The sequence below is a fragment of the Methylomagnum ishizawai genome, assembly GCF_019670005.1.
GTDB lineage: Bacteria > Pseudomonadota > Gammaproteobacteria > Methylococcales > Methylococcaceae > Methylomagnum > Methylomagnum ishizawai.
In genome coordinates this window covers 2235681-2259111 of record NZ_AP019783.1, presented here as the reverse complement: position 1 = coordinate 2259111, position 23431 = coordinate 2235681, and the positions used below count along the sequence as shown (strand labels likewise).

Genomic DNA, 23431 nt, shown 5'->3' with positions numbered 1-23431 from the left:
CGGCTCAGGGGCGGGGAAACCGGAACTTTTGGCCTTCCCATTCCAGCACCAGGCAATCGGCCCGGATATCCAGCAACAGGGCATCGCCCGGAATGCGGTCGCCCACCCGGTATTTACGCATGTCGATGATGGCGAAGCGTTCTTCCGGCAGGCTGGAATAGGCGAAGATGTTGATCTTGAATTGCGGCAACCGCTGGCGGAATCCGCCCGGCAAGGCGCTGAGCCAGGGAACCGGGTCGTGGGCCGGGCGTTCCGCTTGGGACGCGGGTGCATCAGCCTCGTCCCCCCGGTCTTCCAAAGCGGGCCGGGGCGGCGGCGGACGCAGGGCGGGGCGCGGCTTCGGCCCCGCCAGGATGGGCGGCGGTGGCGCTTCCTCGCCGTCTTCCGCCAAGGCCGGATCGGGAGTTTCTTCCTCCGCGGGCGGCGCGGGCTTGGCCGGTTTCGCCGTATGCGGCTTGGCGACATGGGCGGCGGGTTTGGCGGGCACTTTGGCTTCGGCGGATGGATGCGCGGGCTTCGGGACGGTGGCCGGTGCCGGGGGGACGGCGGGCGCGGGCGGCGGGTCCAAACTGACGACGGCCTTGGGCGCGGCGTCGGCGGATGCCTTGGGCATGGCGGGCGAAGCCGACCGGGCCGGTGGCAAGGCAACGGGCGCATCCGGCTGGCTCCGACCGTGGAAGGCCAACCAAGCCAGCCCCAGGCCGTTCACCACCAACAACCCGGCCAAGAGCCAGCCCATCCAATGCGGACGCCGCGGCGGCGGCTGGTTGAGCAAATGCGGCAAAGTGGGCGTCTGGGCCGCTTGGCGGTCGCGTTCGGATTTGCGTAGGGCTTCGAGGATATAGGACATGGATGCGCTTCCAACTTCAATGGGGAGGAACGGCTTCGAGCCTTGGAACCGCCGGATCGCCACCCAACGCCTCCAGATAAATCAAGGTCTGCGTTCCCACCTTGCCATCGGGCACCAAGCCGTGTTCGGTCTGGAAGGCGACGACGCGGGCCTTCAAATCGGCGTCGAATTCTTCTTCCCCGCCCGCGGGCGCGGCCAGCCGCAACCGCTCCCGGACCCAACGCACCGCCGGTGTCCGCTCGCCGGGCACCAGGGTGGCGGTCCCGCCCAAGGGCGGTTGCCAGAGCAAGACCGCATCGCCCTTCCAGAACGGCAGCAATTCGGCCAGGGCGTAGCCATGGACGCCCGCGCCCCAATCCAGTTCGACCCGGCCATCGGCCACGGCGGTCAGGGTGGCATAGCCGCGCCCGCCGCCGGGCAGGACCAATTCCAACAGCGCCGGATGGTCGAAGCTCCGCAGTTTGAACCACGTCCCATGCAGGGGCAGGCAGCGCAGGCCGTGTTGCCCGGCGTAGGCACAGGGGTCTTCGCTGGCGGCGGGCGGTTCCCGTTGCCAGAGCGCGAACAAGCGGGCGAACGCCGCCGCACGGGTCGGCGCCGGATCGGCCAGGGCTTGGGCGAGCGGCACGGCGGCGGGCGGCTCCGGCGGCTGGGTGGCCGGGGCCGGGATTGGAACCGGGGTGGCGGGCGCGGCGTTGGCGGTTGGGGACGGCGGAGCGGGAGGCTGGGTCGGCGCTTGGGCAGGGTCCGCCGCCGCGGAGGGCTTGGGCGCTTCGCCGACGACGGTCTTCCGCGCCGCGCCGAGCCAAGCATCGAAATCCGGCCCAGGCACGGGCCGGAAATACGCCAGCCCGGCCCCGATCCCCAAGCTTAAAGCCACCCCGGCGGCGACGGTCCACGGCCTGCGCGGCGGGGACCGCTCCGCCCGCAACTCCCGCGCCGATTTGCGGACGATGCCCCGGTCCACTTTACGCCGACCCAGGCTGTACGCCCCCAGCAAAGCGCGGTCGCACAACACATTGATCAAGCGCGGTACGCCCTCGCTGCGGCGATGGATTTCGGCCAGCGCGGCGCGGGTGAAGATAGCCTCCTCCGTGCCGCCCACCGCCAGGCGGTGCCGCACATAATCGGCGGTTTCCGGGCGGGACAAGGGATCGAGGTGGTAACGCGCCGTGATCCTTTGCGCCAACTGGCGCAAATCCCGCCGTTCCAACAATTGCCCGAGTTCCGGCTGGCCCACCAGGATGATTTGCAGCAGCTTGGCCTGATGGGTTTCCAGGTTGGTCAGCAGGCGGATTTGCTCCAACACCTCGAAACTCAGGTTCTGGGCCTCGTCGATCAGGACGATGGTGCGGCGGCCCTTCGCGTGGGCGTCCAGCAAATGCCGGTTCAGGGCGTCGATCAAGGGCTTGAGGCTGGCCCCGGCGGGGTGGGCGATATGCAGTTCGTCGCACAGGCTCTCGACCAACTCCCTGGAATCCAAGCGGGGATTGAAGATCAAGGCGATATCCACATCCTCCGGCAATTGCTCCAACAGGCAACGGCACAGGGTGGTCTTGCCGGTGCCGACCTCGCCGGTCAAGGCCACGAAGCCGCCGCCGACGCCGATGCCATACAGGAGATGGGCCAGGGCTTCCTTGTGTTGGGGGCTGAGGTAGAGATAGCGCGGATTGGGCGCGATGGAGAACGGCGGTTCGGCGAACTTGAAAAACTGGGTGTACATCGGGCTTCAATCGAGATATTCGAGGCTTTGCACCGTCCATTCTTCCGCCCCGCCGGGGTTCAGGGCGCGGCAAAGATAGGGCCGGACCGCGCCATCGCCCATCCCGACCTTGACCAGATAGCGGTCGAAACCCAAATCCCAGGCGGTGTAATCGGCGGGCGGATGGGCGGCGTGGGCGGCTTCGGCGCAGCGGGCATGGGCCTCCAGGGTCTTGGCGTTCTTGACCGCCACCGCCGAACCGCCGAGATCGGGATCGCCCCGGAAGAATTCGCTATCCACCACCTGGAACACCAGGAACAACGCAAGAAAGAAGCCGCCGAACGCGGCCAGCAAAACCAAGGGTCCAGAGAGCTTGGGCATGGGCTGATCCTCCTAGGCTGGATTCTACCCGATCCAGCCCGAGGCCATGGCCCGCCCCACCGTGGGATTGACGGATAAGCCGGCTTCTGTTGGAGTCCAAACACCCGGTCACGACACCACAACATCCAACGAGGAGAACCGATATGCGCACGATCATCATGACGGGATGGCTAGCGGCTGCGCTCTATGGCGGCGGGGTTTGGGCTTATGGCGGCGGTGGCGGTGGCGGGTCGGCCTGCGCCGAGCCCAGCTTCCAGGAAGCCAACCCCAGCGGCCCCGTGGCCGCGCTGTCCGAATTCGGCTTCATCGCTTCCGACAACACCGACATCGACACCCTCAGCATCGAAATCGGCACCGGCAAAATCACTCCCATCATCACTAAACGCCGCAACGGCGACTACGAGATCAAGGCCAGCCTGCCCCAACCCATCGCCCAGCCGGGCAAGGTGCGGGTGGCGGTCGAGGCCAAGAGCAAGGAAGGCTGCTGGGGATCGTTGATCCGTTTCGTGGAGGTGAAGCCTTGACGGGCCGGGGCGGGGCCGATGGCTCCGCCCTTTTCCAGGCGGGTCAGGCGGGTCCGGGCGGCGACGGGGACTCGTCGCTGGCGTACTCGGCCAGCGCCTGCTCCACGATGTCGCGGCAACGCAGCAAACGCTGGTACTCGGCCTTGTCCACCTGGACCGTCTCCCCGCAAGGCGCGGTCCCATCCGGCGGGGCGACCGCTTTCACCGCCTCGAACAAAGCCTCTTCCAGCCGGAAAATCCGCTCCGCCGCCCGTTCCAGATAGGGCAAGGGATTGGCCTGGATATTGGATTCGTGCGAAGGCTCCAGGGACAGGCGTTCGCGGAAATCCCGCACCACCTGCCGCGCCTTCTTGCCGAAATCGTGTTCGATGATCTTCATTGCAATACCTCGCTTTTAATGCCCCGCACCAGCCCGTATCCACAGGACCGAACCGCGCCAAATCCACAGTATCCGGCATTTTCGAGGCCGGAGGCCAGAGCCCGGAGGCTCGACTCGGGTCCCAAGTTTAACGCCACGGTAACAAGCACCGGCCAGAATGCCACGCCTTTTGTCGATTGCGACCGAAGCGCCTTCCCCCTCCAACTTCATGGACTCCGTAACGATGCTTAAAACCCAGCTTTGCCGCGTGTTACCGCTGCTGTTCGCGGCCAGCGCCGCCCAGGCCCAGATCGACCTGATCGCCATCGGCCAGATCGACGGCAATTACCAGGACCTCTCCACCCGCACCGCCGCGCCGCTGGAAAACGGCGTGGCCGGCAACCGCCTCGGCGGCATCGGCTCCGGCCTAGCCTACGCGGGCGGCAACACCTTCCTGGCCCTGCCCGACCGCGGTCCCAACGCCGTGGCCTACAACGCCAACGTGGACGACACCACCAGCTATATCCCGCGCTTCCAGACCTTCCATCTATCCCTGGCCCCCAACCCCGATTACACCGCCGGCACCGTGGGTTCCCTGCCTTATATCCTCTCGCCCGCCCTGGGCGTGACGACCCTGCTGTCCAGCACCGCGCCCCTGGTGTACGCGAGCGGCGGCGCACCGGCCCTGAACACCGCGACCCAGTTCTATTTTTCCGGACGCTCGGATAATTTCAACGGCTCCAAGCCGAGCAACGCCCCCACCGATGCCCGCTTCGACCCCGAAGGTATCCGCGTCTCCAACGATGGCAAATACGTCTATATCAGCGACGAATACGGTCCCTACCTCTACAAATTCAGCCGCGGCAACGGTCGTCGCCAGCATATCTACAACCTGCCCGGCTACTACGCGGTCGCCAAGCCCAGCAGCATAGGCAAGAACGAGGAAAAGCCCTACAACACCGTGGGCCGCATCGACAACAAAGGCATGGAAGGACTGGCCATCACCCCCGACGGCAAGACCCTGGTCGGCATCATGCAGCAGAACCTGTTGCAGGACACCAAGAAATACCTGCGCATCTTCACCATCGACACCGAAACCGAAGCGACCCACGAATACGCCTATCTGCTGACCGACGGCAGCGGCGTCAGCGAAATCGTCGCCATCAACGACCATGAATTCCTGGTCGACGAGCGCGACGGGGCCGGCCTGGGCGATGGCTCCAGCGCGGTGGTGAAAAAGCTGTACAAGATCGATATCACCGGCGCGACCGATATTGCCGGCCAGCCCGTCCTCAATACCGCCACCACCACCCTGGTCGCCAAGACCCCGTTCCTGGACTTGGTGTCCCTGCTCGGGGCCAACGGCGTCCCCGCCGACCAAGTCCCGGCAAAGATCGAAGGCGTGGCCTTCGGTCCCGACCTCAACATCGGCGGCGCGACCAAGCACACCTTGTTCATCGCCAACGACAACGACTTCCTGAACGCCGTGGCCGGTCCCAACAAGTTCTTCGTGTTCACCTTCGAAGACGCCGACCTGCCCAACTACCAGCCCCAGACGGTCGCGCCCTTCTCGCTCGACAAGAGCGACCGCGGCTAATCCGCCCGTCCCGTAATCCGCTCATTCCCAAGTTCCGTTTGGGAATGAGCGCCGTCCCCCGGCGGTTCTAGCCAGACGAAATATCCCCACCGCAAATCGGTAATATTCACCGCCCACCCCTCCTCCCCCTCGCTAGGATTATTCACAACTCCGGTACAGCTTCCCCGCGACACCCGGAGCGCGAATCCAGACCCGCCATCCTTCAGGAGAGGAGCCATGCGACAACAACCATCCACCCACCCGGCCCGGCGCACCCCCGCCCGGCCCCGCGCCGCGCTGGCGCTGTTACCCGCCCTGGGCCTGCTGCTGGGCGGCACCGCCCACGCCGCCGCCACCGGCAAGCTCACCGCCTTGACCGTGCCCAACCTCAGCCCGGCCTTCGACCCCAACGTCAGGAATTACACCGTGCCCAAGGTGGCCGGTAGCTGCGGCGTTTCCATCACCGCCACGGCGCAAGGACTGGACAGCAAGAGCCAGTTCTACATCGCCAACAACCCGGCCAAGAACGGCCAGACCGTCAACGCCTATATCTGCAACGCCACCGGCAAGGCCGAGATCGTCATTTACCAGAATTGGGCGGAGAAAGGCCGCTACACCATCACCGCAGTCGATGCCGCCCCGCCGCCGCCGCCCGTGCCCCCCGTCAGCGGCAAGCTGACCAGCCTTAACATCGCCGGTCTCAGCCCGGCCTTCGATCCCAACGTGACCCAGTACACCCTGCCGCAACCGGCCAATTGCGCGGCCCCGGTCACGGCCACGGTCTCGGCCCAGGACGCCGCCAACCCCAATCTCAAGCTGTACATCTCCAGCAACCCGGCCAGCAGCGGCGGCACCTTCAACGCCTGGCTGTGCGATGGCAAGACCCAGATCGACGTGGTGATCTACGACGTGTGGAACGAGGTCGGCCATTACACCATCACCTCGACCGGGCAAATGGCCCAGGGCGGCGGTTCCGATCCGGGCACGGGTTCGGGTTCGGGCAGCGGCTCGGGTTCCGGCGGCGGCTCCGGCACGCCCGCCACCGAGGCCAACCCCAGCCCCTCGCCCGCGCCGCAACCGCCCGCCCTGCCCGCCAGCATGATCCCGGCGAGCAAAGCCGACGCCGTGCGCTTCCTGGGCCAGGCCAGCTTCGGCCCGACATCGGCCAGCGTCGCCACCGTACAGGCCGAGGGGCTCAAATACTGGATGGCGCAACAGGCCAACCTGCCGGAAACCGCCCTCCCCGACGGCCTCAACGCCAACGAGGTGGTCACCCAGACCTTCTACAACATGGCGAACGGCCCGGACCAACTGCGCCAGCGCATGATCTACGCCCTCAGCCAAATCCTGGTGGTCTCGATCAACAAGAACGTCAATGGGGAAGAACTGATCCCCTGGGTGCGGCTGTTATCGAAACATGCTTTCGGCAATTACCGCGCCCTGCTGCGCGATGTGACCCTGAGCCCCACCATGGGCAAATACCTGGACCTCGCCAACAGCATGAAGGCCAGCGCCAGCACCTCGCCCAACGAGAACTATGCGCGGGAGGTGATGCAGCTCTTCAGCATCGGCCTGAAGCAACTGAACCCGGACGGCAGCCTGAAACTGGACGGCCAGGGCCAGCCCATCCCGACCTACGACCAGAACACCCTGCGCGAAGTGGCCCGCGCCCTGACCGGCTGGACCTATCCCACCGCCCCCGGCAACACCCCGCAAAACAACAACTGGGAATATTTCGTCGGCCTGATGGAACCGCGCCCCGCCAACCACGACACCGGCAGCAAAACCCTGCTCAACGGCACGGTGATCCCCGCCGGGCAGACCGTCACCCAGGATTTGGAAGCGGTCATCGACAACCTGTTCAACCATCCCAATACCGCGCCCTTCGTCGCCACCCGCTTGATCCGCAGCCTCGTCACCAGCAATCCCAGCCCCGGCTATATCCAGCGGGTGGCCGAGGTGTTCCAGGACAACGGGCAAGGCGTGCGCGGCGACCTGTGGGCGGTGCTGACCGCCATCCTCACCGACAGCGAAGCCACCCAGCCGGTCTCGCTGGACGCCGGGCACCTGAAAGACCCGATGCTGCATGTGGTGGGCCTGGGCCGGGCCTTGGGGATGCAATTCAACGATCCCAATATGTACGCCTATGTGTTCCGCAACCTGGGGAATTTGGTGCTGTCGCCCAACACCGTGTTCAGCTTCTATTCGCCGCTGGCCCCCTTGCCGGGCCATCCGGGGATGTCCGGGCCGGAATTCCAAATCTACGGACCGGGCCTTTCCATCCAACGCGCCAATTTCATCTATCAAATCCTGACCGGGCAATTGGGTAGCTCGCTGGCCTTCGATCTGTCGCCCTTCGTGGCGGTGGCGGGGAATTCCGCCAACCTGGCCGAGAAGATCAACCAGGCGCTGTTCTTCGGCCAGATGTCGAACGAACTCCGCAACATTCTCGTAGCCCTGGGCAACACCGCCCCCGACAACCAGAGCCGCGCCCTGGGCGCCCTGTACCTCGCCGCGATTTCCAGCGAGTACGCGGTGCAACGCTAACCCTCTTCCCGGAGCATCCGACCATGACACACGCACACAACCCCCACCGCCGCGGCTTCCTGAAACTGAGCGCCGGCCTGGCTTCCCTCGGCTTGATGAGCCTGGGGCTAGGCATCCGCGGGGCCAAGGCCGCGGTCAGCGATTACAAGGCGCTGGTCTGCGTCTACCTCTACGGCGGCAACGACGGCAACAACCTGATCGTCCCCGTGGACAACGCCCGCTATGCCCAATACCAGGGCATCCGGGGCAATCTGGCCCTGGGCGCGGGCAAGCTGCTCTCGCCCATCAGCGACGGCTACGGCAATCCCTACGCCCTGCATTACGGCCTCCCGGAGTTGAACGCGCTGTTCAATCAAGGACACATGGCCGTGGTGCTGAACACCGGCATGTTGCAGCAACCCCTGACCCGCGCCCAATACCTCCAGGGCGCGAACGTGCCGACCAGCCTGTTCTCGCACCCGGACCAGACCATGCAGGCCCAGAACGGCCTGCCCGCCGGGAGCAGCAGCGGCTGGGGCGGGCGCTTGCTGGATCATTTGACCGCGAACGACAGCCTCGCGGCCATCTCGGTATCCTCGCCCGCGCCCTTGCTGCAAGGCAACCAGGTGGTCGGCAACGTGGTCACGCCCGGCACCGATTTGAGCCTGTCGGGCATGGACATGTGGCCGAGTTCCGCCGCCCTGGCCCGGCGGCAAGCCCTGAACCAAATCCTGGGCTTGGACGCCGGCAGCGCGGTGCGGCAGGCCGCCAACCAAGCCATGCTGGACGGTTTGCAACTGGCCGACGCGCTCAAATCCAACGCCAACCTCTCGCCCCTGAACACGGTGTTTCCCGGCACTGCGCTGGGCAACCAGCTCAAGGAGGTGATGCGCCTGATCCGGCTACGCTCGCAGCAGGGACCGGGACGGCAGGTGTTCTTCTGTTCGCTGGACGGCTTCGACACCCACGGCTCCCAGGATTGGCAGCAATGGGATTTGTTCATCCAGCTTTCGCAGGCGCTGGACGCCTTCTACCACGCGTGCGGCGAGGTCGGCTTGGCCCAGAACGTGACCGCGTTCACCCAGTCGGAATTTGGCCGTACCCTGGAATCCAACGGCAGCGGCAGCGACCATGCCTGGGGCAACCACCAGATCGTGCTGGGCGGGGCGGTGAAGGGCGGGATTTACGGGCAGTTGCCGCAGTTCGTGCGCAACGGGCCGGACGACGCCAATGGCCGGGGCGTGTGGATACCCAAGATCGGCACGGCGCAATTCGGCGCGACCCTGGGCCGCTGGTTCGGGGCGACCGATACCGAACTGGCGCAGGTGTTCCCGAACCTGGGCTTGTTCCCGAGCGCCGACGTGGGATTCATGCTGTGAAGTGCGCCGGGTAAACCCGGCTGGTATGGCCCCGTTCGGCGTCGCGCCGGGCGGGGCTTTTTTGCGGGCGGGATTTTCCCGTTCCCGGAACGCCCGGCGGTTCGCATCCGGCGGGCAAGACGGCGGCTACAATTGACAGCCTCGCCAACCCCCGGAGCCACGCCATGACCTCCACCCTCATCTTCGCCCTCATCCTGCTCTCTGGCTTCCGCATCGCCAACGAATACGTGCGCGGCGTGGTGTTCCGGCTGGGACGCTACCGGTGCATCAAGGGACCGGGCCTGTATTGGCTGGTCCCGCTGATCGAATGGCAAACGCGCATCGATATCCGCACCCGCACGGTCACGGTCGAGCGCCAGGAGACCATCACCAAGGACAGCGTCACCGTGAAGGTGGACGCGGTGTTGTGGTACCGCATCGTCGATCCGGCCAAGGCGGTCATCGCCGTCGAGAACTACGCGGTCGCCGTGCATCAGATCGCCCTCACCAGCCTGCGCAATATCATCGGCCAGCATGTGCTGGACGAGGTGTTGAAATCGCGCGATTCGATCAACCGGGCGCTCAAGGGCATCGTGGACGGGGCCACCGAGGCCTGGGGCATCCAGATCGAGATGGTGGAGATGAAGGATGTGGAAATTCCCGAGGCCATGCAGCGGGCCATGGCGCGGGAGGCGGAAGCAGTGCGCGAGAAGCGGGCGCGGATCATCAAGGCCGAGGCCGAACAGGAAGCCTCGCTCAAGCTCTCGGACGGCGCCCGCCAAATCGCCGAGAACCCCATCGCCCTGGAACTGCGGCGGATGCAGATGATCGCCGAGGTGGGCGCGGAGCAGAACACCACCACCATCGTGCTGCTGCCGTCCGATTTCGTGAATTTGGCGCGGGAATTCGCCGGGGCGCTGGCGCGGAAGGCGGATTGAGGCGGAATCGCCGCCGATCCCCGACCATGCCTAAGGATCGGGGGCATACGTCTGGATCGGGACGGGCCAAACGCCCGCCCTACCCCGCCCCGCCCACACACCCCGCCAAAAACGCCAACACCTCCGCCTCGCACCCCCCGCAGCCCGAACACACCCCGGTGGCCTGGGAAATCGCGTCGAGATCGGTCACGCCCTGGTCGATCTGGCGCTGGATTTGCGCCGTGGTGGTGCCGCTGCACCGGCAGATCACCTCTGGTTTGGGTTGGGGTTCGGTGGGATTCATCTGGCGGCGGCCCGGCATGGAAATCGGCTATTTTAGCGTCCGGCGTGCTCGGCAAGCGCGGCGGCTTCGATTATCCTTGGCCGCCCCCGCCAGAATCCGGGAGGCCCATTAAAAAAACCAGCTCCCGTGGGCAACCGGGGTGCCCAGCTATGCATCGCTTCCCTTCCCTTCCGCCCGCGTTGGCCGCCCTGGCCCTGCTGGCCGCGCCCGCCTGGGCGGACGGCCCGGCCTTCAGCTTCAAGGGCTTCGGCACCCTCGGCGTGGTCGGCACCGATACCGACCATATCGGCTTCCGCCGCGATTTCACCCAGACCGGCGGCGCGACCCATCACGGCGACGCCGAGACCGTCGATATCGATTCCCGCCTGGGACTCCAGGTGGACGCGGATTTCAACCGCGCCTTCCACGCCACAGTGCAATGGGTCGCCCGCAACCACGCCGGCGATTTCTTCGAGCAGAACCTGGAATGGGCCTTCCTGCGCTGGCGGCCCCGCGACGACCTGGATATCCGGGCGGGCCGCATCGGCGCCGACGCCTTCATGCTCTCGGACCACCGCAACCTGGGCTACGCCTACCCCTGGATGCGGCCCCCGCACGAGTTCTACGCCCTGCTGGTGCCCTACCATTTCAACGGGGCGGATATCACCCAGCGCTTCGCCCTGGGCGAGGGCTATCTCTCGGTCAAGGCCTATGGCGGCTACAGCCTCAACCAGATGTCGTCGCTACTTCAGCACACCCGCGATACCACCCTGCGGACCGTGCTCTACGGCGGCAACCTCACCTACGAATCCGGCGACTGGCGGGCCCGCCTCGGCTATGCCCAGGTCGATACCCTGAACGACCTGGGCCAAAGCAGCCTGTACCAGACCCTGGAAGACCCGTTGGTGAACCTGCTCTGGCCCGGCGCGCAAAGCCTGATCCCGGCGCTCAAGATCGAACACAAGCAAATCCATTACGGCTCGGTCGGGCTGGCCTACGACGACGGCCTGTGGCAAATCCAGACCGAGGCCAGCTATGCCGGTTCCTCCAATATCCAGCAATTCCCCTCGCTGTTGAGCGGCTACCTGAGCCTGGGCCGCCGCTTCGGCCATGTCACCGTGTATGGCCTGTATGGCGTGGTGGAATCGCTGAACGACCACAGGACCCTGCCCAAGACCGCGGTCCCGTTGGCCTCGGTGGAAGCCTTGCGGAGCTATGTCAACACCTTGCTCGATGGCATCCAGGCCGACGAGCAATCGGCCTCGCTGGGACTGCGCTGGGATGTCTATGAAAACATCGCCCTCAAGGCGCAATGGAGCCATTTCTGGCTGGGCCGGGACGGGGCGTTGTACTGGACCGATCCGGAGCCGCCGATCCCCACGCAGGTCAATGTGTGGTCGGTGGGCGTGGACTTCGTGTTCTAGCCATGAAGACATCCATCCTCGCCTTGCTGTTAGGGGGATTCGCGCTGCCGGCCTTGGCCGATATGGCGGTGATCGCGCATCCGGGGAACGGGTTGGCGGCGCTGTCGGAACGCGAGGCGCGGGATATTTTCCTGGGCCGCACCCGCTTGTTCCCCAACCAGCGCTTCGCCCTGCCCCTCGACCAAGCCTCGCCGCTGCGGGCCGAGTTCTACCAAAGGCTGACCGGGCGGCCCATCGAACAGATCGACGCCTATTGGGCGCGGCTGTTGTTCACCGGCCAATCCTCCCCGCCCCCCCAATTACCGGACGACGCGGCGGTACTGCGGACCGTCAGGGAAAACCAGGACGCCCTCGGTTATATCGACGCCGCGCACGTGGATGCGACGGTGCGGGTATTGTTGATGTTGCGGTAGCCTGGATGGGACATCCCCGGCCCACGCCAGAAGCCCGGAGGCGCGGCGGAACCCATTCGACAGCCCGGAAATAGCGCCGCCGCCCCTGGTTTGCGCGCCGTCTCATAACACCTGTGCCGCTTCCAGACTGTAACGGCTCATCAAACGTCCATGATGCAGCCCTCCCGCGTCCGCGCCAAGCTCTACCCCAGACCATACAAGGAAACTCTGGCGCATCCCCATTTATGAAACCGCGTAACATGAGCTACACTCAACAGTACAGCTCTAACTATTAAGGAATTCACCATGAAAACCTTGACCCGGATCGCGGCCGTCCTGGCAATGGCCGTAGCGCATGGTGCGGCAGCCGAAGCACCGACCACCGAACTCCCCTGGATATATACCTTGCCGGATTGGCTGTTGGCGTCTGGGATAGCCCTCCTGTTCGCCGGGGCGTCCCTGTTGTGCCGGGTGGCCTACCGCCGTTGGCGGCCCCAGGGCGCGACGGGAAGGCTCGCGCCCTTGCCTTGGGCGGTCACGGGTGCCGTCGTGGGCGTCCTGGTTTCCTGGGCGCTCGAAGAACCCTGGCAGCGGGCCGTGTTCGACAAGATCAACCAACTGCCCTCGTCGGCGGCGGGCGGCAGGGCGGTCGGGCTGGAGTTGTTCAGCGACGTGGCCGATAAAACGGCCCGCAGCGCCTTGGCCGCCCCCAGGGAAGCCACCCGCACCCGCCATGTCCGGGTCGATCTCCAAGGGCTGAACGCGGCCCAGCTCAAACAGGGCGACAGCCTGCCCCTGAACCTGTTCAACGACGCCGCTTTCAAAGCCACGATCAAGCAGGTGGACAAGCTCGGGCCGGATAGGACGGCCTATGTGGGCCGCCTGAGCGGTATCCAGCTCAGCACGGTGAACATGGTGGTCGAGGGCGATGTGATGATGGCCAACGTGGTCCATCCGGGCGGCGCCTATCAAATCCGCTATATCGGCAACGGGCTACACAGCATCCACGAAATCGACCAATCCAGCCTGCCCCCCGAAGGCGACCCGCTGCCCGTCACCCTGCCAGAAACCCAGCCCAAGCCGGCCCAAAACCCAGCGCGGTCGGGCATCTCCGCGCCGTCCGCCGACGAGACTTCCCCGGCCAGCGACGATGGTTCGCAAATCGACGTGCTGGTGGTCTACGACGCGGCGGCGAAACAGGCGGCCGGCGGCCCTCTGGCCATGCAGGCCCTGATCGACCTGGCCGTCAGCGAAACCAATACCAACTACGCCAACAGCGGGATCAACCAGCGGGTCAAGCTAGCCCACGCCGAGGAAATCGTCTACGACGAGACCGGTTTCGATTGGGTCAACACCCTCTACCGCCTCACCAACAAGACCGACCAATACCTCGACAACATCCCCGTCCTGCGCGACACCTACAACGCCGACGCCACCGTGCTGCTGGTCGCCAACACCGCCTATTGCGGGATGGCCTGGCAAATGAGCTCGGTTTCCGCCGGCTTCAGCGAATACGCCTACGCCCTGGTGAGCCAGGATTGCGCCACCGGCTATTACTCCTTCGGCCACGAACTCGGCCACATCATGGGCGCCACCCACGACTGGTTCGTGGACACCTCCAAGAATTCGCCCTACACCTATAACAAAGGCTATGTGAACACCCTGGGCCGCTGGCGCACCGTGATGGCGTACAACAACGAATGCGCCAACAGCGGCTTCAATTGCACCCGCCTGCCCTATTGGTCCAATCCGCTCAAGACCTACAACGACAAGCCGATGGGCGTGCCGGAGGGCACCGACACTTCCTGCCAGTTCGGCAATCCGAACAATCCCGATTGCGACGCCGACGACGCCCGCGTCCTCAACGACACCGCCTACACCGTCGCGAATTTCCGGGTCTCCACGAGCTGCAAGGTGTCGGTGACGCCCGCCGCCCCGAGCGTGCAGCCGGAAGGCGGTGCCGGGCCGGTCCTGAACGTCGCCGCGCCCAGCCAATGCGCCTGGACCGTCGCCAGCGATTCGCCCTGGCTGACCGTGTCGAGCGGTGCCAGCGGCCAGGGCAGCGGTACGGTGGAATACCAAGCCGAGCCGAATCCCGGCTTCGTCGCCCGCACCGCCAAGCTCACGGTCGGCGCGGACAACCAAGCCATCGCGACCCTCACCCAGGCGGGCTTCTCCGGGATCAGCGTCGGCAACGTCCAGGTCGCGGAAACCAGGGCGACCCCCAGCTACCTGTCGTTCCCGGTCACCCTCAGCGCCAAGGCCACCCAGACCGTGACCGTCGATTACGCCACCCAGGACGGCAGCGCGACGGCGGGTTCCGATTACGTCGCCCAGTCCGGCACCCTGACCTTCCTCCCCGGACAGATCACGCAGACGGTGCGGGTCCAAGTCCTCGGCGACAGTGTGCAGGAACCGACCGAAACCCTTAGCCTGGTGCTGAGCAACCCGAGCGCGGGCTATACCTTCAAGACCAACCCCGGCACCGGCAGCATCACCAACTTCGCGGTCGCCAACACGTTCATCGCCACCGCCGCGTCGCTGACCGAAGGACCGGCCGGCACCACCAGCTACATGGCCTTCAAAGTCACCCTGAGCGTCCCCTCCACGGCCCCCACCACCGTCGATTTCGCCACCCAGGACGGCACCGCGACGGCGGGGCAAGACTATATCGCCCAATCCGGCACCTTGACCTTCGCCCCGAACCAGACCACCCAGACCGTGCAAATCGCGATCCTCGGCGACGCCCTGGCCGAACCCACGGAAACCTTCCAACTGCTGCTCAGCAACCCGGTCGGCAGCTACGCGACCTATACGGCCAGGACCCCCAGCGTGGCCGGCAGCATCCTGAACTTCGTCAACCCCACCCTCAACGTCGCCAACGGTGCGGCCAGCGAAAGCTACGCCGGCAACACCAGCACCCTGCCGTTCAAAATCACCCTGAGCAAAGCCCCGACCCAGGCCATCACGGTCGATTACGCCACCCAGGACGGCACCGCGGTGGCGGGGCAAGATTACGTCGCGCAATCCGGCACCCTGACCTTCGAGGCCGGCCAACTGGCCCAGACGGTCCTGGTCACGGTGATCGGCGACAATGTCACGGAGGCGACGGAAACCTTCACCCTGGTCCTCGGCAACCCGTCCTCGCCCTATCTCCTCAAAACCGCCACGGCCACCGGCAGCATCGCGAACTTCGCCAACCCCACCGTCAGCGTCTCCAACGGCGCGGCCAACGAAAGCTACGCCGGCACCACCAGCACCCTGCCGTTCAAAATCACCCTGAGCAAAGCCCCGACCCAGGCCATCACCATCGATTACGCCACCCAGGACGGCACCGCGGTGGGGGGGCAAGACTACGTCGCGCAATCCGGCACCCTGACCTTCGAGGCCGGCCAACTGACCCAAACGGTCTTGGTCGAGGTGATCGGCGACAACCTCACGGAGGCGGCGGAAACCTTCACCCTGGTCCTCGGCAACCCGCCCCCGCCCTATATCCTCAGAACCGCCGTGGGCAAGGGCAGCATCGTGAACTTCATCAACCCCACCCTCATCGTCGCCAATGGCTCGGTCAAGGAGGGCGCGGACGGCACCACCAGCTTCCTGCCCTTCAAAATCACCCTAAGCAAAGCGCCGACCGAAGCCATCACGGTCGACTACGCCACCCAGGACGGCACCGCGACGGCGGGTTCCGACTACACCGCCACCTCCGGCACCCTGACCTTCCAGCCTGGGCAGCTCACCCAGACCCTCATGGTTCCGGTGATCGGCGATAACGTCAGGGAAGCGACGGAAACCCTCGGCTTGACCTTGGGCAACCTCTCGTCGCCCTCGCCCTATATCCTCAAGATCGCCTCGGCCACCGGCAGCCTCATCAACGACGACTGAAGCGGGGCGGACATCGGTCCGCCACCCAAGGCCGTAGCCTTGCCGGAAGGACCGCCGCCCACAGCGGCGGTCCTGGCTTGAGGGCCATGCGCGGTGTATTTTGATCGTCATGGCCCCCTAAGCGCCGGAAAGACATGACCCCATCCCAAACCACCGCGCTTATCGGTTCCCTGCTGTTGCTGGTCGGCGCCGGATTCGCGGCCACCGGGCCCGATTGGCTCGGAACGGCCCAGGGCCTCCTGGCCGAGGTCGGGAAACGCTACGGCCCGGAGGCCCGCGGCCGGGTCGACGCTTGGTTGGGCTTGATATCCCAGCACCGGGGCAAAACCGAGCCGGAGCAAATCGCCCTGGTCAACGATTTCTTCAACCGCCTCGAATTCGTGGGCGACGACGAACACTGGGGCCAGGCCGATTACTGGGCCACGCCGGTCGAGACGCTCGCCACCAACGGCGGCGATTGCGAGGATTTCTCCATCGCCAAATACTTCACCCTAAGATCGCTCGGGGTGCCGGAGGAACGGCTGCGCCTGGTCTACGTCAAGGCGGTCAAGCTCGACCAGGCCCATATGGTGCTGACCTATACCGCCACGCCCGGCGCCGTGCCCTGGGTGCTGGACAACCTGGACAAGGCCATCAAGCCCGCCACCCAAAGGACCGACCTCCAGCCGGTCTACAGCTTCAACGTCCAGGGCCTGTGGCTGGCGAAGGAACGGGTCGGCGGCTCCGAGCGGATCGGGCTGTGGCGCGGCCTGCTGGCGCGGATGGGCGTCTTGCCCGGCGAACCCCGATGACCGACGAGGACAGGCCATGACTTTATCCCGGCAGATGGTATTCATCATCCTGGTGTCGTTCGTTTTCATCTTCATGGGAACCTTCGCCATCAGCCTCGAAAACGCCCGCCATTACCTGGCCCGGCAACTGGAATCCCACGCCCAGGACACCGCGACCTCGCTGGGCCTCTCCTTGTCGCCGGTCCTGGCTCGGAAGGACACCACCACCCTGCGCTCGATGGTGGACGCCATCTTCGACCGGGGCTATTACCGCGAACTGGTGATCGCGGGCGCGGACGGCACGCGGCTACTGGAGCGCGTCAACCCGGCGGGCATCGCCGGGGTGCCGGCCTGGTTCGTCGAACTGATTCCTTTGGAAACGCCACCCGGCGAGGCTCTGCTGGTCGATGGCTGGATGGAACTGGGCACACTGCGGATAACCAGCCATCCCGGCTTCGCCTATGCCGAACTCTGGCGCACCAGCGCCGACACCCTGCTATGGCTGTCGGCCTGCACCGCCGCCGCCCTGGGGCTGGGCCTGGGGCTGATCCATATGGTCCTCAAACGCCTGCGTTCGGTGGAAACGCAGGCCGAGGCCATTTGCGACGGGCGCTATCCGATCCAGGACGATATCCCCAAGACGCGGGAACTGCGCCATATGGTGCTGGCCATGAACCGGATGTCGGCGCGGGTACAGCAGGCGTTCGCGGAGCAATCGGCCATCGCCGACACCCTGCGCGCCCAGGTCTATGTGGACGAGGTGACCGGCCTCGGCAACCGCCGCTATTTCGATGTCCAACTCGGGCAGTTGATCCAATACCCCGACGAATTCGCGGGCGGCGCGTTGTTGCTGATGGAACTGGCGGACTTCAAGGATTTCAACAACCGCCACGGCTATGTCAGCGGCGACGAGTTGCTCAGGAAGGCGGCGGCCTCGATCCGCACGGCCTGTCCCGAGGAAGCCGGCTGCCTCTTGGCCCGCCTGGCCGGGGGCAGCTTCGGGGTGATCGCGACCCATGGCCTGAAAGAAACGGTGGAAACCCTGGCGCAGCGCCTGGCCGGGAGCTTGGTGCAATTGCGCGACCAGGGCGGGCTGGACGGCCAGGGCCTGGGCCATATCGGCGTGGCCCTGTACGCCACCGGACAAACGGCCTCGGAACTCCTGGGCCACGCCGACCACGCCCTGCGCACGGCCCAGGCCCAGGGTGCCTGCGCTTGGCACATCCACAGCCCGGCGCAGCCACAAGACACGCCCAGCGGCGCCCGGAACTGGCGCAAATTCCTGGAGGACTCGGTGCGCGAGGAACGGATCGAACTCAGCTTCCAGCCGGTGTTGCCCTTGACGGCGACCCCCGGCGAGGCGATGCACCGCGAAGTCCTGCTGCGCTTGCGCGGCGAGTCCGGCGAGATGCTGACGGCGGGGACGTTCCTGCCCATGGCCGAGCGGGTGGGGCTGGCCCCGGAATTCGACCGCATCGCGGTCCGGGCCGTGTTGGAGCGGATGGGACGGACCGCCAGCCCCGCCAAATCCTACGCGGTGAACCTCACGCCCGGTTCGCTGCGCGACGCCGGTTTCGTGGACTGGCTGTGCCAGCAATTGAAAGCCTTTCCCGAGCGGGCCAAGCGCCTGACCTTCGAGGTGCCCGAATACGGCGTGGTGGGCGATGTCGAAGCGGCCAAGCGCTTCGTCCAACGGCTGCGGCCCTTCGGCAGCCGCTTCTCCATCGACCATTTCGGGCGCAATTTCGCTTCCTTCGCCTATCTGCATTCCATCGGCGCGGCCTACATCAAGATCGATGGCAGCTTCGTCCGCAACCTCCACCTCGACCAGGACAACCAGTTCTTCCTGCGGGAGCTGACCCGGACCGCCCACGAGATCGACATGAAGGTCATCGCCATGAGCGTCGAGACCGCCGAGGAACGGGAAGCCCTGGCGGCGATCCTGGTGGACGGCATCCAGGGCTATTTGATCTGCAAGCCGGGCGAGGCCGATTAGGCCTGGATCAATGTTCCAGCGACGCCAGCACGTCCTGGAAAGCCGCCAGCAACACGGTCAATTCCTCCCGGAGCGTGGCGCAACGCCGGCCGATTTCCGCCCCCTCCACCCCGTGGCGGATGGCCTCGTTCAAGCCGCCTGCCAGTTCCTGCACCCGCTTCGCCCCCAAAGCCCCAGCCGATCCTTTCAAGGTATGGGCCAGCCGCCCGAGACCGGCGAGATCGCCCTGGGCCATATAGCGGGCGCAGCACTCCGGGTCGGTGCCATGATATTGCACGAACATCCCCAGCAGGCGGAGATACATGCCGGTGTTGCCTTGCACGCTGGCGAAGCCGAACGCGGCGTCGAACCCCGGAATCGCCGCGAGCCGCCGCTCCAGGCCGTCCCGGCCCCACGGGACGGCGCCGCCAGCGGGCGCGGATACCGGCCTCGGGGCGGCGGGCGGCAGCCATTTGAGCAGGATGGCGTAGAGGATTTCCGGGTCCACCGGCTTGGCCACGAAGTCGTTCATCTCCGCGTCCAGGCAGTTGCGGCGATGCTCGTCGAAGGCGTTGGCGGTCATGGCGACGATGGGGACCTCCCGGTGGCCGGGCAAGGCGCGGATCGCGCGGGTCGCCTCCAAACCATCCATTTCCGGCATTTGCATATCCATGAGGATGAGGTCGTAGGGATAGGCACCCGCCTTCTCCACCGCCTGGCGCCCGTCGAGCGCGATATCGACCGCCAGCCCGGCGCGTTGCAGCAGTTCGATGGCGACTTCGCGGTTGATGGCATTGTCCTCCGCCAGCAGCAATCTCGCGCCCAGGTGTTTCCTGCGCAATTCGGCCTCGGCCTGCTCCAAGGGAACCCTGGCATCCAAGGGCGCGCCTTCCCGCCCCCGCTCCAGCCTGGCCGTGAACCAGAACCGGCTCCCCCGGCCCGGCTGGCTTTCCGCGCCCGCCTCGCCGCCCATCAGCCGCGCCAGGCGCTGGGTGATGGCCAGCCCCAGGCCGGTCCCGCCGTGCTTGCGGGTGGTGGAGGCATCGGCCTGCTCGAATGCGCCGAACAGCCTGGGCAATTCCTGCGGCGCGATGCCGATGCCGGTGTCCTCCACCTCGAAGCGCACCAGCAAGCCCTGGGCGTCCTGCTCCAGGAGGACGGCCCGCAGGGCGATGGAACCCGCCTCGGTGAATTTGACCGCGTTCCCGGCGTAGTTGAGCAGGGCCTGGCGCAGCCGGGTCGGATCGCCCACCAACCACAAGGGCACGCTATCGCCATCCACCTTCAAATCCAGCCCCTTGGCCCGCGCCTGGTCGGCGATCAAGGAACGCACATGCTCCAGGACGGCCCCCAGGGGGAAATCGACCTTCTCCAGTTGCAAGCGGCCCGCCTCGATCTTGGAGATGTCGAGGATATCGTTGATGATGCCGAGCAGGTGGCGGGAGGCGGCATCGACCTTGCCCAGCCGATCGGCCTGCCCGGGCGTGGGCTGGTCGCGCCGCAAGGTATGGACCAGGCCCAGGATGGCGTTCAAGGGCGTGCGGATTTCGTGGCTCATATTGGCCAGGAACACGCTCTTGGCCTGGTTGGCGACCTCGGCCTGCCGCCGCGCCTCTTCGAGTTGCGCGGTCCGCTCGGAAACGAGTTCCTCCAGCTTGCAGCGATAGCGCTCCAGTTCGTTGAAGGCGCGTTTTTTGTCGGTGATATCTTCCTTGACCGCCACATAATGGGTGATCCGCCCGTCGGCTTGGCGGAGGGGCGCGATGACCACCGTTTCGGTGTATTCGACGCCATCCTTGCGCTTGTTGACGAATTCCCCATGCCAGGACCGGCCTTGGCGCAGCACTTTCCACAGCGCCTCGAAATGCGCGCGGGGCGTCTTGCCCGATTGGAGGATGCGCGGATTCTGCCCCAGGGCTTCCTCGCGGGTATAGCCGGTCACCTTGACGAAGGCCTCGTTGACGTACTCGATCTCGGCGCCGGTGTTGGTAATCACCACGCTGACGGGGCTTTGCTCCACCGCCAAGGACAGCTTCCGCAGCCGTTCCTCGGCCTGTTTGCGCCCGGTGATGTCGAGGCAGGTACCGTACAGCTTGGCGGCCTTGCCGCCCTGCCGGACGATCCAGCCGTTGGCCTGGACATGGATGACCGTCCCGTCCTTGCGGATCAGGCGGTGTTCGTGGGGGGCGAGGGTATCCGTCCCGGAAGCGATGCCCTCGTGCAGCCAGCGCATCACCCGCGCCAAATCGTCGGGATGGTGGATACTGGCGTTGATCTTGGCGTAGTCGATGGCTTCGCCGGGTTCGTAGCCCAGCAGGTGGTACATGCCATCCGACCAGGAGACCGCGTTGCTCCCGATATCCCATTCGAAATCGCCCATCCCCGCGATGTACTGGGCTTGCAGCAATTTGCGCTGGCTCGCCCGCAAAGATTCCTCCGCGAGTTTCCGGTCGGTGATGTCGTCGCTGAAGATGATGATGCCCGCCGCCGCGCCGCTGCTCCGGCTCCAGGGCCGGACTTCCCAGCAGGACCACAGCGTCTTGCCGTCCCGGCGCAAAAAACGGTCCTCGTCGATACGGACCACCTCGCCCGCCAAACCGCGGCGGTGGGCGGCCTTCCAGTGTTCGGGGAGGTCCGGGAAGATTTCGTAGTGGGATCGGCCCATGATGTCCCGGTCCCCCAAATCGTAATCCGCCATCCAGCGCTGGCTGGCGGCGATATAGCGCATCTCGCGGTCGAACATCGCCAGGGCGACCGGGCTATGCTCGATGAACAGGCGCAGCAGCGCCTCGCTCTCGGCCAGCGCCGCCTCGGCCCGTTTGCGCTCGGTGATATCGCGGAGGATGCGGGAGAGCCCGACCACCCGCCCCTGGCCGTCCCGGATCGGCGAGAGGGTCTTGGAAATATCGATCCAGCGCCCGCTTCTATGCAGCAGCGCGGTCTCGTAGTTCTGGATGGTTTCCCCGGCGAGGATGCGGCGCAGGGCCTCGCCGTCCCAGCCGGCCCATTCGGGGGGAACCAACATGCGGAACGGCTGGCCGATGGCCTCCCCGGCGGCATAGCCGAAAATCCTCTCGGCGGCGGCGTTCCAGCTGGTGATGGTCCCGTCCAGGTCGATACCGATGATAGCGTCGCCGGAGGATTCGACGATGGCGGCCATCTGCATGCGCTCCGCCGCGAGGCCGCGCTCCAGCAGCGCCTTGGCCTCCATCAGGGCCGCCTCGGCCCGGCCCCGCTCGGCGATTTCCTGCCGGAGCCGTTCGTTCGCCTCCTGGAGGGCGGAGCGGCTGGGGAACCTGAGCAGATGCGGCATCAAAGGCCACAGCATCCCGGCCGTCAAGGCGGAAACCCCGGCGGTGATGGCCCTGAACAAGGCTTCCAGCCAGTAGAGCGGTTTCCACAAAACGACCGCCCCCATCAGATGGGTCATGCCGCAAGCCAGGATGAACGCCACGAACAGCCAGAGCAGCCGCGTATAGGGGAAGTCGGCGCGGTGCCGCGCGAAATACCCCAGGGCGACCGGCAGGGACAGGTAGGAGACGAAAATAACGGCGTCGCTCAAGGCCATGGTCCATAGCAGCCACGGCGACCAATTCAGGCAATAGCCATGCGGTATGAAACCGCCCAGGGAGAACGGATTGAAAATCGGGTCTGACATTTCTCGGTCCCGGAGATTATTGTTGATCCAGTGCGGCGATCCTCCCCCGGATACCGCCAGTCCTGCCATGGCGCAAGGCTTCGCAGGACGGCACCGCCCACCTTTTGCTGGTCTAAGGCCCCGCCGGCCCATGCCTTCCAGCGATTGCATCGGACGTCCCTGGCCTCCAGCATAGGCGAGATGGCCTTGGAATGCTGGCCGGACCCGGGTGCCCGCCCCAGCCAAAATCCCCGTTTGGCCCGCGCCGCAAGCGGAAAGCCATTCCAGCCCGGTCCGCCGATAATTTTCTTCTAACACGGAAAAATATCCTGGATACCGGATTTATACGCCCTATCCCCGCCCAACCGATAAAGGGATTTCTTATCCCATCCCTCTGGAATAAATAAACGCCGAATTATTCTTTCCAGCAGGCTATGGCTTTGCCATGATGACCGCCGATCCATCCCATCACCGGAGTATTCCCCATGGCGTCCAAACCCTCCTCCCACCCCTACAAGCCGACCCAGGACACCCTGCTCGACCATCTACAGCAAGCCCTGCGCGGCATCGATTCCGGCACCCTCGAAGTGATCGTCCACGAAGGCCGGGTGGTCCAAATCGAACGCAGGCAACGGCTTTACCCAGGCCGCGACGCCGTTCCCGGCCTGGGCCCGAAGATCGCGCCGTCCCCGACATAACCCCCCGCCCCCGCGACGCTGTCGCCCGGCCCCGCCCACCACGCCGACGACAGCGCCCCCCGCCCCCGCAACTGTTCCCAGATCAACAGCGAATCAGCAGACCCCTGCTGCCAGGGCAACAGCACCCCTCCGGTAAAACCTCGCAAGCCTCTGTTATCAAAGCTTTTTCATCTTG

17 protein-coding genes are annotated in these 23431 nt (G+C 65.7%); 11 read left to right on the top strand and 6 right to left on the bottom strand.

The window, feature by feature from the left end; all coding sequences use genetic code 11:
* Nucleotides 1–4: 4 nt before the first annotated feature.
* The 3 genes from K5658_RS23945 to K5658_RS10285 are packed head-to-tail and all read right to left on the bottom strand — an operon-like array spanning nt 5 to nt 2933.
* Nucleotides 5–850 (bottom strand): general secretion pathway protein GspB, encoded by an 846-nt coding sequence (locus K5658_RS23945; protein ID WP_221066832.1) that lies wholly within the window; start codon nt 848–850, stop codon nt 5–7.
* A 16-nt stretch (nt 851–866) separates the two neighbouring features.
* On the bottom strand, nt 867–2573 hold the full coding sequence (locus tag K5658_RS10290) for an AAA family ATPase (protein WP_221066831.1): 1707 nt from the start codon (nt 2571–2573) through the stop codon (nt 867–869).
* 6 nt (nt 2574–2579) lie between these two features.
* Nucleotides 2580–2933 (bottom strand): hypothetical protein, encoded by a 354-nt coding sequence (locus K5658_RS10285; protein WP_221066830.1) that lies wholly within the window; start codon nt 2931–2933, stop codon nt 2580–2582.
* Nucleotides 2934–3076: 143 nt separating this feature from the next.
* Here K5658_RS10285 and K5658_RS10280 point away from each other — a divergent pair, with 143 nt between their 5' ends.
* Nucleotides 3077–3457 carry a hypothetical protein gene (locus K5658_RS10280; RefSeq protein WP_221066829.1) on the top strand — a complete coding sequence of 127 codons (381 nt, stop codon included), beginning with the start codon at nt 3077–3079 and terminating at the stop codon, nt 3455–3457.
* Nucleotides 3458–3500: 43 nt separating this feature from the next.
* Here the strand turns inward: K5658_RS10280 and K5658_RS10275 are convergent, their stop codons facing one another.
* On the bottom strand, nt 3501–3836 hold the full coding sequence (locus K5658_RS10275; RefSeq protein WP_221066828.1) for a hypothetical protein: 336 nt from the start codon (nt 3834–3836) through the stop codon (nt 3501–3503).
* Between the two features lie 223 nt (nt 3837–4059).
* Here K5658_RS10275 and K5658_RS10270 point away from each other — a divergent pair, with 223 nt between their 5' ends.
* From K5658_RS10270 to K5658_RS10255, 4 genes are all read left to right on the top strand, one after another.
* Nucleotides 4060–5412, top strand: coding sequence for an esterase-like activity of phytase family protein (locus K5658_RS10270; RefSeq protein ID WP_221066827.1), 1353 nt, complete (start codon nt 4060–4062; stop codon nt 5410–5412).
* A gap of 216 nt (nt 5413–5628) precedes the next feature.
* On the top strand, nt 5629–7938 hold the full coding sequence (locus K5658_RS10265) for a DUF1800 domain-containing protein (RefSeq protein ID WP_221066826.1): 2310 nt from the start codon (nt 5629–5631) through the stop codon (nt 7936–7938).
* A 23-nt stretch (nt 7939–7961) separates the two neighbouring features.
* The gene (locus K5658_RS10260) at nt 7962–9296 is read left to right on the top strand and encodes a DUF1501 domain-containing protein (protein ID WP_221066825.1); all 1335 of its coding nucleotides are present in this window, start codon (nt 7962–7964) and stop codon (nt 9294–9296) included.
* A gap of 164 nt (nt 9297–9460) precedes the next feature.
* Nucleotides 9461–10213: a slipin family protein gene (locus tag K5658_RS10255; protein WP_085213130.1), complete on the top strand. Its 753-nt coding sequence runs from the start codon at nt 9461–9463 to the stop codon at nt 10211–10213.
* 79 nt (nt 10214–10292) lie between these two features.
* On the opposite strand, the gene K5658_RS10250 is transcribed toward K5658_RS10255, so the two are convergent.
* The gene (locus K5658_RS10250; RefSeq protein ID WP_246628614.1) at nt 10293–10514 is read right to left on the bottom strand and encodes a (2Fe-2S)-binding protein; all 222 of its coding nucleotides are present in this window, start codon (nt 10512–10514) and stop codon (nt 10293–10295) included.
* Between the two features lie 131 nt (nt 10515–10645).
* On the opposite strand from K5658_RS10250, the gene K5658_RS10245 reads away from it, so the two are divergent.
* The 5 genes from K5658_RS10245 to K5658_RS10225 all read left to right on the top strand — a co-directional run bounded on the left by K5658_RS10245 (nt 10646) and on the right by K5658_RS10225 (nt 18942).
* On the top strand, nt 10646–11899 hold the full coding sequence (locus K5658_RS10245) for a hypothetical protein (protein ID WP_221066824.1): 1254 nt from the start codon (nt 10646–10648) through the stop codon (nt 11897–11899).
* A 2-nt stretch (nt 11900–11901) separates the two neighbouring features.
* The gene (locus K5658_RS10240) at nt 11902–12312 is read left to right on the top strand and encodes a hypothetical protein (protein WP_221066823.1); all 411 of its coding nucleotides are present in this window, start codon (nt 11902–11904) and stop codon (nt 12310–12312) included.
* Nucleotides 12313–12597: 285 nt separating this feature from the next.
* The gene (locus K5658_RS10235; RefSeq protein ID WP_221066822.1) at nt 12598–16176 is read left to right on the top strand and encodes a Calx-beta domain-containing protein; all 3579 of its coding nucleotides are present in this window, start codon (nt 12598–12600) and stop codon (nt 16174–16176) included.
* A gap of 134 nt (nt 16177–16310) precedes the next feature.
* The gene (locus K5658_RS10230; RefSeq protein WP_221066821.1) at nt 16311–16967 is read left to right on the top strand and encodes a transglutaminase-like cysteine peptidase; all 657 of its coding nucleotides are present in this window, start codon (nt 16311–16313) and stop codon (nt 16965–16967) included.
* 16 nt (nt 16968–16983) lie between these two features.
* Nucleotides 16984–18942, top strand: coding sequence for an EAL domain-containing protein (locus K5658_RS10225; protein WP_221066820.1), 1959 nt, complete (start codon nt 16984–16986; stop codon nt 18940–18942).
* Nucleotides 18943–18949: 7 nt separating this feature from the next.
* Here K5658_RS10225 and K5658_RS10220 read toward each other — a convergent pair whose 3' ends face one another.
* Entirely contained in the window at nt 18950–22579 is a 3630-nt protein-coding gene (locus K5658_RS10220; protein ID WP_221066819.1) for a PAS domain S-box protein, read from the bottom strand.
* A gap of 464 nt (nt 22580–23043) precedes the next feature.
* Between K5658_RS10220 and K5658_RS10215 the strand changes: the two genes are divergently transcribed.
* The gene (locus K5658_RS10215) at nt 23044–23256 is read left to right on the top strand and encodes a YezD family protein (protein ID WP_221066818.1); all 213 of its coding nucleotides are present in this window, start codon (nt 23044–23046) and stop codon (nt 23254–23256) included.
* Nucleotides 23257–23431: the final 175 nt, after the last annotated feature.